Source organism: Paenibacillus sp. J22P90 (assembly GCF_059692195.1).
In genome coordinates this window covers 133,960-146,712 of the sequence record NZ_JCAUAY010000011.1, presented here as the reverse complement: position 1 = coordinate 146,712, position 12,753 = coordinate 133,960, and the positions used below count along the sequence as shown (strand labels likewise).

Sequence of the window (12,753 nt, the reverse complement as noted above, 5' to 3'; positions counted from 1 at the left end):
TTGCTTTGCTATTGAAGAAGGAAGCAGGCAATCGCAAAGAAGATCAACGTTCATTTGATGCATCTGTGTTTCACAGTCCGCCTGCCTTATATAGAAGCGCACCGTTTTGGTCTTGGAACGACAAGCTGGAACCGGAAGAGCTGCGCAGGCAAATTGGCGAAATGAAACGAGCAGGGTTAGGCGGCTTCTTCATGCATACACGGCAAGGGCTCCTGACCCCTTACATGGGAGAAGCGTTTCTGGACGCGGTTGAAGTGTCCGTGGAAGAGGCGAAAGCCCAAGGGCTTGAAGCTTGGTGCTACGATGAGAATGGCTGGCCTAGTGGAACTGCGAATGGCGTTGTTCCGGCAATGGGGCAGGCGTATCAGCAGAAGTCGCTGGAGGGTATTCGGGTCTATGGATTGCAAGAGATTGAAGTCCTTCGTCAGGATCCGGACTTTATGTACCTGCTTGTACGCCGCGACCATGAGCATCAATGGCGGTTGCAAGAAGCAGATGATGGTGAGGCTTGGGATGAAGGCATGGCCGTGATGTGCCGTGTGAATCCTTACTATATTGATATTCTTTCTGTACAAGCGATGGAAGCTTTTCTTCAGGCATGCCATGAGGTATATTTTCAGCGTTTGGGGGAGCGCTTCGGTGAGGGCGGTATGCCAGGCATTTTTACAGATGAGTTTAAGTTCTCAGGCATTCCTTGGTCGGTCCAATTGGTTGATGCCTATCTTGAACACTACGGAGAGTCATTGGCGAATGCAGTAGGATGGCTGTTGGCCGAGGTAGATGAAAGAGATTCAGATAGATTGGAGGCCGCCTATCGGGCGCGCTATCGATTCTGGAATCTAGTAAGTGAGCAATTTCAAACATCAGTTCGTCTTGTGGCAGATTGGTGTGAAGCGCACGGCTGGCAGCTGACAGGACATTTCATGGGCGAGGACACCCTGATGGATCAGATGCAGTATACGGCTGGTGTGATGCCGCTGTACGAGCGGATGCATATGCCGGGCATTGATATGCTGGGGCGGACGCCGCGCAGTCTGCTGCTGCCCAAGCAGGCTGCCTCGGTAGCGCGGCAGTTAGGCAAACCATTTGTGATCACCGAAACGTTCGGTTGCTGTGGCTGGAACTTGAGCTTTCGCGAGATGAAGCGGATCGCTGAATGGCAGTTTGTCCTAGGCGTGAACCGTTTGTGTCCGCATCTGCAATCGTACTCGATTCGCGGGGTTCGGAAGCGGGATTACCCGCCATCACTCTATATTCAGCAGCCGTGGTGGGATGTCTATAGCAAGTTTAATGATTACTTTGCTAGGCTTACTTATCTCTTGACGCTGGGTAAGGCTGTGCCGGGGATTCTCGTGCTGCACCCGATTCGCTCGGCTTGGTTGCTGCAGGATGGCAAGGATAAGTCCGCTCTGGGACATATGCAAGATCGCATGGATGAGCTGGCCGATCAGGTATTGGCGCTTCAGCGCGATTTTGATTATGGGGATGAGGCGTTAATCCGTAAGTACGGCGGCATCTCGGATGGACTGCTACAGATCGGAGAGCAGCATTACGACACGGTGATTGTAAGTGATGTGCTTACACTGGAATCTGCGACATTTACCTTGCTAAAGCTGTTTACAGAGGCCGGGGGGAAGGTCATCCTGGTGGGCGAGGCGCCACGTTATTTGGAAGGTGAACGGAGCGACGAGCTGGTATCTTGGTTCTTGAGCGATCGTGTAGTACGCGTGCCGACATACGGAGAACTGTGCGAGCAGATTCAGGTGCGCAAGGATTGGACACCGGTGGACGGTACGTCACCGGAAGCACTGCGCAAGCTGTATGTGCAGGAACGGCGTATACCGGGTGCGACACTGCTGTATGCCGTAAATACAGGTAATACCGATGTGATCGAGCTGAAGATTCCTGCGTCGGATCGGCGAGCGTGGATAGAGCTGGACCTTGAGAATGGTGTAAAAGCGGAAGCTGATATTCGCACGCTGTCGGCAAGCCTGAAGCTGGCCCCAGGCGATTCGAAGCTCTTCACCGTTAGGGACAGCGAGGCTGTGAATGAACCGATCCCCTCTGTACCTGTTGAGAAGACATTCTCAACTGTGGAAGTAGACATGGAGGCTCCATGGGATTATGAGCTATCGGCGCCCAATGCCCTGACATTGGACTATGCGGCCTATCGTTTGGACGGCGGCGAGTGGTCAGCACCGACCTATGTGCTGAACATTCAAGAGATTTGTATCTCTATGAAACGTCCTGTACAAGTTGAGCTGGCGTTCACTTTCGAGACGGATGTTGAGCTTATGCGGCATACCGATCGTGCGCGGTGGAAGTTAGCCGTAGAACGTCCTGAGCACTGGGAGCTGGAGGTCAATGGACAGAGTGTCCGAGCCGAGGATGCAAATGGTTGGTTTGGTGGTGACCGCAGCTTCCCGACGCTGGGCATTGGTGACTATGTGCGGGAGGGTCAGAATCATATCCGCATGTCGGGGTCCTTTTACTGTAACGAAGATGTCTATCAGTTCTTCGGCGTGGCCGGCGCCAATTTGGCTCCGATTCGCAATAAGCTTACCTTCGATGTTGAAATCGAAAGCATCTATGTGTTGGGGCCTTTCGCTGTGAAGCCACATGGCGGCTGGGAGCCAGCTGAGCGTGAAGCACTGTGGACAGAGGGGCCATTTACCTTAACCACACTGCCGAAGCAGCTCAATGTGATGGATGTTACGACGCAAGGGTTGGTGTTTTATGCGGGACGTATCCGCGCAAGCAAAACCATCACCTTATCCGAGCAAGCTCTGCAACGTATTCGAGATGAGGGCAGCAGGCTCGTCCTCCAGTGGGACGCTGTGCGCTGTCCAGCTTTGAACATTACCGTAAATGGCGGGTCCACCCATAGCATACTTTGGGGAGCCTATCAGCTAGACCTTACAGATGAAGTAATAGAAGGATCGTTGCTGCTTCAAATTGAACTGCTGACAAGCGGACGCAATACATTCGGGCCTCATCATCATCTAAAAGGTGAAGTAACCTTCGTCGGCCCCACTAGCTTTACCGACAAAATCGGCTGGGTCGACGCTGGCGCCGACAAGATTTGGACCGATCGCTATTGCTTTGTCAGTTGCGGGCTGACTGGGCTGCAGCTTATTCTCGTGGACGCTGGCTAACCTTGAATAAACCCTTGCTAGAGACCCTTTCTCAGATGGAGAATGCGTCTTCAGTGAGGGTTTTTTGCTGCGAATTTACCCCCTTTACAAAACAGTCCAACTTGTTGGGTTCTACAGAAGATAAGTTGGATAACATATGATATAATGAACGAGGTTTGCCTGACCGACAAGCTTATATTCTAGGAGGTACATATGGGAACAGTACATATTTGCGATCATCCGCTTATCCAGCATAAGCTTACATATATTCGGGATGAGAACACGACAACGAAGGATTTCAGAGCGCTTGTCGATGAAGTTGCTACATTAATGGTATATGAAATTACAAGAGATCTTCCACTTCAACAAGTGAAAGTAAAAACCCCGGTTACAACAGCAGATTGCCATGTGATTTCGGGCAGAATGTTAGGGCTGATTCCGATTTTGCGTGCAGGCTTAGGTATGGTTGACGGCGTGTTAAAGCTGATGCCAGCTGCAAAAGTAGGACATGTTGGTCTCTATCGCGATCCGGATACGCTTCAACCTGTTGAGTATTATGTGAAGCTGCCTACCGATGTGTTGGAGCGGGATTTACTCGTTATTGATCCGATGCTCGCAACTGGTGGGTCTGCCAATGCAGCGATTGATGTATTGAAACGCAGAGGCTGTACGCGTATTAAACTTATGTGTCTTATTGCTGCACCAGAGGGCGTAGCTTCCGTGCAAAAAGAACATCCTGACGTCGATATCTACGTCGCAGCGGTTGATGATCATTTGAACGATCATGGCTACATTGTGCCAGGTCTCGGGGATGCTGGGGATCGACTATACGGCACGGATTAATTTTTGAACAAAAGTAACGCTTACGAAGTCAGTTTTCTTGAAAGAAAACTTGAAGGAACTTAAGGGGAGAAGAAACCGATGAAACGTCTTAAAGTGATTACGATCTTCGGAACAAGACCAGAAGCTATCAAAATGGCTCCGCTCATTCTCGAGCTGGAGAAGCACCCTGAGCAGATTGAGTCTCTGGTTTGCGTAACTGCACAGCATCGCCAGATGTTGGACCAAGTGCTTGATATTTTTAAAATTACACCGAACTTTGACCTTAACGTAATGAAGGATCGCCAAACATTGAATGAGATCACCATGCGCGTCCTGCAAGGCTTGGAGCCTGTGTTCCAAGAAGCGAAGCCTGATCTGATTCTTGTCCATGGGGATACACTGACGACTTTCTTGGCTAGCTATGCCGCATTCATGCAGCAGATCCAAGTGGGTCACGTAGAAGCGGGTCTTCGGACGTGGAACAAATTGTCCCCTTATCCAGAGGAAATGAACCGTCAATTAACGGGCGTGATCGCTGATCTTCACTTTGCGCCAACACAGCAGTCGGCAGATAACCTGCGTAAAGAGAATAAATCAGAGTCACAAATTTATGTGACGGGGAATACGGTTACGGATGTTTTCAAATATACAGTGCAACAGGAATTCAATCATCCTGTATTGGAGTGGGCGGCTGGTCGCAAATTAATCTTGATGACAGCGCATCGTCGTGAATCACAAGGTGAACCGCATCGCCAAATCTTCCGTGCAGTGAAACGTATTGCTGACGAGTTTGAGGACATCGCTATTGTATATCCGGTGCATTTGAGCCCAGCCGTCAAAGAGCCTGCACATGAGATTCTTGGTAATCACCCACGCATTAAGCTGGTTGAGCCTTTCGATGTGTTCGAGTTCCACAATTTCTACCCGCACGCGCACATGATTCTAACGGACTCAGGTGGTCTGCAAGAAGAAGCCCCGTCCTTCGGTGTACCGGTTCTTGTTCTTCGAGATACAACTGAGCGTCCAGAAGGCATTCAGGCAGGAACGTTAGAGTTAGTTGGAACAGACGAAGAAGTGGTCTATACGCGTGCTCGCGCGCTGCTGACAGACCCAGAATTGTACAATAAAATGAGCCAAGCTGCGAACCCTTACGGAGACGGTAAAGCGTCAGAACGTATCGTTCAAGCGATTCTCCATCACTTCGGCAGGACTACGGAACGCCCAGAAGCTTTCTAACCGTGACAAAATCATGACAAACGCTACAGCGTACAGTTGGACTGTTCGGTTTGAAAAAGCGCAAACCCTAGAGCCGCAAGGCTCTAAGGAGTTTTGTAGGATGTGACAAATGAAGTTCCGTCAATTGACAAAGTTAGCATGGCTTCGATACAATGAATGAGGATTCGTAGCAAGTAAGCTGCGAGACGCGTTTTCCCATGTGGAAAACACCCAGGAGGGTGCAATGAAACGGCCAAATTCCAATGATAATCCTTGGCGGGCAGTGGCGTTAACTAGTGCAATTGGCATAGACCTTGTCGTATGTTTGGCAGCCGGGTATTTCTTCGGTGATTGGTTAAGTGGGGCATTAGGTGGACAGATCTGGTTGTTAGTCGGATTTTTACTTGGGCTTGTAACCGGCATCATGAGCATTTACTTCATGATTAAGCGGTACGGAGGGCTATGATGGACGACTTTTCAGCCACTCTGAAAACGGTTCAAAATGTATTTCTTTTCTTTTTATCCTTTTGTTTGGCTGCATGGGCGCTTCTTGTCGATTACCGGATTTACGTTGCAGGCATAATGCTCGGAGCTTGTGCGAGTATGGTCAATGCAAGGTTTCTTGCCTGGAAGATTAACAAGCTGGCAGCAGCTGCGATAGAGCAAAAAGGGCGCAAGGTAACCCTTGGGTTTCTAACGAGGGCAGCAGTCGCTGGGTTTGTCGGTTTGGTTGCCGTCAGGTACCCCGAACATGTCGCATTAACTACGACGATTGTTGGATACTTTTTTGCTCAATTGGTAACACTCGTATTGGGTATTCTTTCTATTAGGAAGCCGAAGAAGTAATTCCACGATGTAACTTCAACGGATGAAAGGGGTGAAAATGGAAAATATGGAACATCACGTACCAGAGTTTGAGTGGTTAGGTTTTCACTTCGATGCATCAGCACTGATGATGATCAGCATAACCACGGTTATCGTATTAATTCTTGCATTTGCAGGTACCCGCAAGCTTTCCGTGTCGAATCCTTCGAAAATGCAAAACTTCATGGAATGGACGATTGAGTTTGTCGAAGGCATCATCGGAAGCACGATTGGTTCCAAACATGGCAAGGGCTTTATCGCACTTGGTCTTACGCTCATCATGTATATCTTTATCGGCAACATGCTCGGCCTTCCTTTCTCAATCGTAACGGAAGATCACGTATCCTGGTGGAAATCACCGACAGCTGATATCGCAGTTACAGGAGCCCTAACAATTATCGTTATCTTTATAAGTCACTACTTAGGGATAACGCGTAACACGAAGCATTACTTCGCGCATTACTTTGAGTTCAAAGGGGCAATGTTGATCCTTCATTTAATTGAAGTTGTATCCAAGCCACTTACGCTTGCGTTCCGTCTTTACGGTAACATTTATGCAGGTGAAATCATGATATCTGTCATTGTTGGAGCAGGTTGGTTTGGCGTTGCGCCTCTCTTCGTATGGCAGGGCTTCAGTGTGTTCGTAGGTGCGATTCAAGCCTTCGTATTCACGATGTTAACCATGGTTTATATCTCGCAAACATTGATTCACGAAGAAGAGCACTAAGCATTAGACTTACCTCGGGAAGTCTCGAGTCACTTATAAAACAAACAAAACCTAAGAGTTTAGAGGAGGATTTTATCAATGGGAGCAATAGCATTAGTAGCAGCAGGTATCGTATTCGGTTTGGGAGCACTAGGTGCAGGTATTGGTAACGGTTTGATCGTAGGTCGCGCTTTGGAAGGTATTTCACGTCAACCAGAACTTCGTGGTACGCTTCAAACAACAATGTTTATCGGGGTAGGTCTAGTTGAGGCTATGCCAGTCGTTGCATTGGTACTTGCGTTCATCTTTATGGGAAAAGCTTAAGAAACCGTTTGGCGTTGATGGCCACAGTCGCCACCACGCCTTCGTTTTGCCCACGTTATCAGAAGGGAGTGACGTTACTTGCATATTGAATGGTCCACATTTTTCATACAACTAGTTGCGTTTTTGATTCTATATCTGTTGCTTTCCAAATTTGCGTTCGGTCCTCTGTTTGGCATGATGGAAAAACGCAGACAATTGGTTAAAGAACAAATTCAAACAGCTGAAGCTAGCCGCAAGCAAGCTGATCAATTGTTAGAGGAACAAAAGCAAGCGCTGCAACAAACTCGTAAGGAAGCTTACGATATTATTGAGCAAGCGAAGCATACAGGTTCCAAGCAAGCGGATGATATTATTCATGCTGCCAGTGCAGAAGCTTCACGTCTGAAAGACGAAGCCTTGAAAGATATCGAGAATGAGAAGAACAAAGCGGTTGCCGCTCTTCGCAGCCAAGTTGGCGCGATGTCCGTTCTGATCGCATCCAAAATTATTGAAAAACAAATCGACGAAAAGTCACAAGAAGAACTTGTTGAGCATTACCTCAAAGAGGTAGGAGGCAACGTATGAGTGACATCGTCGTAGCGAAGCGTTATGCCAAAGCTTTATTCGAAGTAGCGAAGGAAAAGAATATTATTTCCCAAGTTGAAGATGAGCTTAAATCTGTAGCTAGTGCGATTAGGGATAATGCAGACTTGCAGAAGTTCCTGAACCATCCGAACATCGGGAATACCGCTAAAACGGACCTGCTGAAGCAGATTTTCGAAGGCAAAGTTTCCGAACCGGTGTGGAACACGCTGCTTGTCTTGATTGATAAAGGTAGACAGTCGATTCTTTCCGCTTTGGCGCTTGATTATGCCAAGGTTGCGAATGAGGCGCTTGGACAAGCGAGTGCGACCGTTTACTCCGCATACGTACTTTCGGATGCACAACAAGCTGAGATTGCTGCACATTTCAGTAAAGTAACAGGTAAAACGATCCGTGTTTCGTCTGTAGTTGAGCCTAAGCTGCTCGGCGGCATTCAAGTGCGTATCGGTGATCGTCTATATGATGGAAGCTTGGCAGGCAAACTTGATCGTTTGGCCAAAGCGTTAGTTTAATATAACCACTGTAAGAATAGGGGTGAAGTTCGTTGAGTATCAAACCTGAAGAAATCAGCTCATTGATTAAACAACAGATCGAAAACTATAATTCCGATATCCAAGTAGTTGATGTAGGTACAGTCATTCAAGTAGGTGACGGTATTGCTCGTGCTCACGGCTTGGAAAACGTTATGGCAGGCGAGCTGCTTGAGTTCCCGAGCGGCGTACTAGGCTATGCTTTTAACCTTGAGGAAAGCAACGTAGGTATCGTTATTCTTGGACCTTACAAAGATATTCGTGAAGGCGACCAAGTTAAACGCACAGGCCGTATCATGGAGGTTCCAGTTGGTGAAGAACTTCTAGGACGTGTAGTTAACTCCTTGGGTCAACCTGTCGATGGCAGAGGTCCAATCAACACAACAGCGTTCCGCCCTGTAGAGAACATGGCTCCAGGCGTTATGGCTCGTAAATCCGTACATGAACCAATGCAAACAGGTATTAAAGCGATTGACGCGATGGTACCAGTTGGTCGTGGTCAACGTGAGTTGATCATTGGTGACCGTCAAACAGGTAAAACGGCGATTGCGATCGATGCAATCATCAACCAAAAAGGCAATGGCGTGAAATGTATCTACGTTGCGATCGGTCAAAAACAATCCACAGTTGTAGGTGTTGTTGAAACTCTACGTGCTGCTGGTGCGCTTGACTACACAATCGTAGTAACAGCTTCCGCTTCCGAGCCTTCACCGATGCTATGGTTAGCTCCATACTCCGGTTGTGCTATGGCTGAGTACTTCATGTACAAAGGCGAGCACGTTCTTATCGTATACGATGACTTGTCCAAACAAGCTGCCGCATACCGTGAGTTGTCCCTCTTGCTTCGTCGTCCACCGGGTCGTGAAGCTTATCCAGGGGATGTATTCTACTTGCACTCCCGTTTGCTAGAGCGTGCTGCGAAATTGAACGATGAGCTAGGTGGCGGCTCCATTACGGCGCTTCCATTCATCGAGACACAAGCAGGCGATATCTCTGCATACATTCCAACGAACGTAATTTCCATCACAGATGGTCAAATCTTCTTGGAATCCGACTTGTTCTACTCCGGTCAGCGTCCAGCGGTTAACGTTGGTAACTCTGTATCCCGTGTAGGGGGCTCCGCTCAAACGAAAGCGATGAAAAAAGTTGCCGGTACACTTCGTGTTGACTTGGCACAATATCGTGAGCTTGCTGCGTTTGCCGCATTCGGATCCGATTTGGATAGAGCGACTAAAGCTCGTTTGGATCGTGGGGTACGTACACTAGAAATCTTGAAACAAGGCGTTCACCAACCGATGTCTTTGGAAAAGCAAGTTGCTTCTCTTTACACGGTTGTAAAAGGTCATGTGGATGATATTCCAGTTCAAGACGTAACTCGTTTCGAAGCTCAATTCTTGGCTTTCTTGGAATCCAACCGTCCTGAAGTTCTGCATAGCATTCGTGACACGAAAGATATTACTGCGGATAACGATAAAGCATTGGTTGATGCAATCAATACATTTAAAAAGAGCTTTGCAGTTTCTGAATAAATCATGAAGGCAGAGCTTCATGTTTAGTGAAGCTCTTGCTACCATGTGAATCCTGGGCAGGCGGACGCCTGAATTCAGGTCTTCGAATGAAGGCTTTTCTAAGCCTCAAAAGAGAGGTGAGCAGGTATGGCAAAAGGAATGCGCGAGATTAAGCGCCAAATTAAATCCACACAAAGCACGAAGCAAATCACCAGAGCAATGGAAATGGTTGCAGCAGCGAACTTACGTAGAGCACAGCAATCAGCGGAAGCGGCACGTCCGTACTCCGAGAAGTTGAAGGAAGTGGTTGCAAGCATTGCAGCTGGCACAAAAGGCGTGAAGCACCCGATGCTGCAATCACGTGAAGTGAAGAAAACGGCCTATTTGGTCATTACTTCCGACCGTGGTCTAGCTGGTGGTTACAACGCGAACGTGTTGCGTAAAGCAATGACTGAAATTCGTGAAAATCATAAATCAACAGCGGAGTATTCTATCTTCGTCATCGGACGTAAGGGAAGCAATTTCTTCTCGAAACGCAATATTCCGATTGTTGAAGAAGTTACCGGAGTTCCGGATACGCCGAAGTTCTCGGATATTAAGCCTGTTGCAACTGCAGCGGTAGCTAATTTCGTTAACGGTACGTATGACCAACTGTTCTTGATTTACAACAAGTTCCAAAACGCGATTACCCAAATTCCAACCATGATTCGTCTGCTTCCTATGGAGGAAGTTAAGGTTGCGGCAACTGCTAGCTATGAGTATGAGCCGTCACCGGAAGGCGTTCTGGAAGTACTGCTCCCTAAATATGCTGAGACGCTTATTTACAGTGCTGTTCTGGAAGGTAAAGCGAGTGAGTTTGGCGCGAGAATGACAGCGATGAACTCCGCAACGAAAAATGCAACGAAGATGATCAGCAGCTACACATTGGCTTACAACCGTGCGCGCCAAGCTTCGATTACGCAAGAAATTTCCGAAATCGTCGCTGGAGCAAACGCGAACGCATAATGATTAAACGGTCTCGATGGAGACACAAGCTTTACTTAGGAGGGAAACCATGAGCAAAGGGCGCGTTGTGAATATTACAGGGCCTGTCGTCGACATTGAGTTCGAACGCGGACAACTCCCTGAAATTCTGAATGCAATCAAAATTGAAAGAACCGAAGGTGGACAATCCTCCACTATGACGGTTGAAGCGGCTGTTCACCTTGGTGACAACCTCGTACGTTGCGTAGCAATGTCCTCAACAGACGGACTTGTACGTGGTGCCGTAGCAACAGATACTGGCGCAGCGATTACTGTACCTGTAGGTGCAGCAACACTAGGCCGTGTGTTTAACGTATTGGGCGATCCGATCGATGGTATCGAAACGGTTGACCGTACATTTAGCAGCCCGATCCACAAAGAAGCTCCTGCATTCGACAACTTGTCGACAAAATCAGAGATTCTTGAAACAGGTATTAAAGTTATTGACTTGATGGCTCCTTATGCAAAAGGTGGTAAAATTGGTCTCTTCGGTGGTGCCGGTGTAGGTAAAACGGTAACGATGCAAGAGCTAATTCACAACATTGCACAAGAGCACGGCGGTATCTCCGTATTTGCAGGCGTTGGTGAGCGTACTCGTGAAGGTAATGACCTTTACCACGAGATGAAAGACTCCGGCGTTATCGCAAAAACAGCGATGGTATTCGGTCAAATGAACGAGCCTCCAGGCGCGCGTCTTCGCGTAGCTTTGTCCGGTTTGACAATGGCTGAGTATTTCCGTGACGAAGAAGGAAGAGACGTTCTTCTTTTCATCGATAACATCTTCCGTTTCACACAAGCAGGTTCCGAGGTTTCCGCTTTGTTAGGCCGTATGCCTTCCGCGGTAGGTTACCAACCAACCCTAGCTACAGAAATGGGTCAATTGCAAGAGCGTATTACCTCCACGAAAAAAGGTTCCGTTACTTCCATTCAAGCGATTTACGTTCCTGCCGATGACTATACGGATCCGGCTCCTGCAACGGCTTTCGCTCACTTGGACGCAACTACGAACTTGGAGCGTAGCATCGCGGCTGCAGGTATTTTCCCTGCGGTAGATCCACTAGCGTCATCTTCCCGTGTTTTGACACCAGAAATCGTTGGTGAAGAGCACTATAAAGTAGCACAAGGCGTTAAACAAATTCTTCAACGTTACAAAGAGCTTTTGGATATCATCGCAATCTTGGGTATGGATGAGTTGTCTGATGAGGACAAATTGGTCGTTACTCGTGCGCGTCGTCTTCGTCTGTTCTTGTCTCAGCCGCTTCACGTTGCTGAGCCGTTCAACGGATTCCCAGGCTTGTATGTACCAATGAAGGATACTGTGCGCAGCTTCAAAGAAGTTCTTGAAGGTAAGCACGACAATCTTCCTGAAGTTGCTTTCCACAACGTGGGAACAATTGAAGATGCGATTGCTAAAGCTAAAACGCTGTAAGTTGCATTTGCATATTCGCTAAGTTAGCTTAGGAAGGAGAATCCAAGTGAGTACATTCCTATTGGAAATTGTAACACCGGAACGCAAAGTGTACGCTGAACAAGTAAATATGGTTAGCGTAAAGGGTGTCCAAGGTGAGCTTGGAATTCTGCCGAATCACATTCCACTTGTCACACCTTTGAAAATTGCTCCGATTACTGTGAAAAAACAAGGTTCTAAGGACCAAGTTATTGCAGTGAACGGCGGTTTCATGGAAGTGCGCAAGGATAAGGTTGTTATTTTGGCGGAAAGCGCCGAGCTGCCTGAACAAATTGATATCGATCGTGCGAGAGCAGCGAAAGAGCGTGCGGAGAAACGTATTGCAGACAACAAGCAAGATAACGTGGATTTCAAACGTGCTGAAGCTTCTTTACAAAGAGCATTGAATCGTATCGGTGTGTCCGGGAAATAAATAGATGATTTAAAAGCGGGGGAACTTCGGTTCTTCTGCTTTTTTTTTTGCGTTGAAGTGGCAAGAAAAAAGCTGCCCCTCTCAGAAGAGAGGAACAGCTCGTCATAAAGATCCCTTTTAAGCGTGATGCCAGATGGTGGATTCCCCTGTTTTTGGGCATGGAGG

At 47.8% G+C, this 12,753-nt stretch carries 13 protein-coding genes; all 13 read left to right on the top strand.

Going from position 1 to position 12,753, the window contains the following annotated elements; translation table 11 throughout:
- The first annotated feature begins 5 nt into the window (after nucleotides 1–5).
- The 13 genes from AC58UX_RS28015 (at nucleotide 6) to AC58UX_RS27955 (ending at nucleotide 12,588) form a co-directional block, all read left to right on the top strand.
- Nucleotides 6–3,155 (top strand): glycosyl hydrolase, encoded by a 3,150-nt coding sequence (locus AC58UX_RS28015; protein ID WP_497258880.1) that lies wholly within the window; start codon nucleotides 6–8, stop codon nucleotides 3,153–3,155.
- 192 nt (nucleotides 3,156–3,347) lie between these two features.
- Nucleotides 3,348–3,977 (top strand): uracil phosphoribosyltransferase, encoded by a 630-nt coding sequence (upp, locus tag AC58UX_RS28010; protein WP_497258878.1) that lies wholly within the window; start codon nucleotides 3,348–3,350, stop codon nucleotides 3,975–3,977.
- Between the two features lie 78 nt (nucleotides 3,978–4,055).
- Nucleotides 4,056–5,192, top strand: a complete 1,137-nt coding sequence (wecB, locus tag AC58UX_RS28005) for a non-hydrolyzing UDP-N-acetylglucosamine 2-epimerase (protein WP_497258876.1) — start codon at nucleotides 4,056–4,058, stop codon at nucleotides 5,190–5,192.
- Nucleotides 5,193–5,415: 223 nt separating this feature from the next.
- Complete coding sequence (locus tag AC58UX_RS28000; protein ID WP_056611689.1) at nucleotides 5,416–5,637, top strand: AtpZ/AtpI family protein; 222 nt, start codon at nucleotides 5,416–5,418, stop codon at nucleotides 5,635–5,637.
- Nucleotides 5,637–6,017: an ATP synthase subunit I gene (locus tag AC58UX_RS27995; RefSeq protein WP_497258873.1), complete on the top strand. Its 381-nt coding sequence runs from the start codon at nucleotides 5,637–5,639 to the stop codon at nucleotides 6,015–6,017. The genes AC58UX_RS28000 and AC58UX_RS27995 overlap by 1 nt, the downstream gene beginning before the upstream one ends.
- A 46-nt stretch (nucleotides 6,018–6,063) precedes the next feature.
- Entirely contained in the window at nucleotides 6,064–6,762 is a 699-nt protein-coding gene (gene atpB, locus AC58UX_RS27990) for a F0F1 ATP synthase subunit A (protein ID WP_057313433.1), read from the top strand.
- A 78-nt stretch (nucleotides 6,763–6,840) separates the two neighbouring features.
- Nucleotides 6,841–7,065 (top strand): F0F1 ATP synthase subunit C, encoded by a 225-nt coding sequence (gene atpE, locus AC58UX_RS27985; RefSeq protein ID WP_028556930.1) that lies wholly within the window; start codon nucleotides 6,841–6,843, stop codon nucleotides 7,063–7,065.
- 78 nt (nucleotides 7,066–7,143) lie between these two features.
- On the top strand, nucleotides 7,144–7,629 hold the full coding sequence (atpF, locus tag AC58UX_RS27980) for a F0F1 ATP synthase subunit B (RefSeq protein ID WP_057313405.1): 486 nt from the start codon (nucleotides 7,144–7,146) through the stop codon (nucleotides 7,627–7,629).
- Entirely contained in the window at nucleotides 7,626–8,159 is a 534-nt protein-coding gene (locus AC58UX_RS27975) for a F0F1 ATP synthase subunit delta (protein WP_497258870.1), read from the top strand. The genes atpF and AC58UX_RS27975 overlap by 4 nt, the downstream gene beginning before the upstream one ends.
- A 32-nt stretch (nucleotides 8,160–8,191) precedes the next feature.
- Entirely contained in the window at nucleotides 8,192–9,706 is a 1,515-nt protein-coding gene (atpA, locus tag AC58UX_RS27970) for a F0F1 ATP synthase subunit alpha (RefSeq protein WP_057303733.1), read from the top strand.
- A gap of 126 nt (nucleotides 9,707–9,832) precedes the next feature.
- Nucleotides 9,833–10,690: an ATP synthase F1 subunit gamma gene (gene atpG, locus AC58UX_RS27965; protein ID WP_497258868.1), complete on the top strand. Its 858-nt coding sequence runs from the start codon at nucleotides 9,833–9,835 to the stop codon at nucleotides 10,688–10,690.
- Between the two features lie 49 nt (nucleotides 10,691–10,739).
- On the top strand, nucleotides 10,740–12,137 hold the full coding sequence (gene atpD, locus AC58UX_RS27960) for a F0F1 ATP synthase subunit beta (RefSeq protein WP_497258866.1): 1,398 nt from the start codon (nucleotides 10,740–10,742) through the stop codon (nucleotides 12,135–12,137).
- A 46-nt stretch (nucleotides 12,138–12,183) separates the two neighbouring features.
- Complete coding sequence (locus AC58UX_RS27955) at nucleotides 12,184–12,588, top strand: F0F1 ATP synthase subunit epsilon (RefSeq protein WP_497258864.1); 405 nt, start codon at nucleotides 12,184–12,186, stop codon at nucleotides 12,586–12,588.
- Nucleotides 12,589–12,753: the final 165 nt, after the last annotated feature.